The 399-nt window shown below is 73.4% G+C and carries 1 protein-coding gene; it reads right to left on the reverse strand.

Annotation, left to right across the window (positions count from 1 at the left end):
• On the reverse strand, nt 1–399 hold a 399-nt coding region (locus L995_RS17990; protein ID WP_047472856.1), incomplete at both ends, for a sigma 54-interacting transcriptional regulator.

Consider the following 399-nt stretch of genomic DNA (forward strand, 5'->3'; position numbering starts at 1 on the left):
CGGGCTCGCCGGCATTGCCAGCCAAGGCGGTGCGCGCTGGTGCGCGGTGCAGCGCATCGTGCAGGTGGTCAGGCAGGTGGTCGGGCTCGATGGTGCCGTCGCCATCGTGGCCGCACAGGGCTGCGGCGTAGCGCAGCGCGTTGTGCAGCTCGCGCAGGTTGCCGGGCCAGGCGTGCGCGGCCAGCACGGCGCGGGCTGCGTCGCCCAGGTGCAGGTGGCTGCCCAGGGTGGCCAGCATCTGGTCGGCAATGGTCTGCAGGTCGCTGCGCTGGCGCAGCGCAGGCAGGCGAAGCTCGGCCGCGTTGAGGCGGTACAGCAGGTCTTCCCGGAAGTTGCCACGCCGCACCAGCTCGGCCAGCGGCTGGTGCGAGGCCGAGATGAAGCGCACCGCCACCGCCC

This window comes from Delftia sp. ZNC0008, from assembly GCF_000799035.1.
Lineage (GTDB): Bacteria > Pseudomonadota > Gammaproteobacteria > Burkholderiales > Burkholderiaceae_C > Comamonas > Comamonas tsuruhatensis.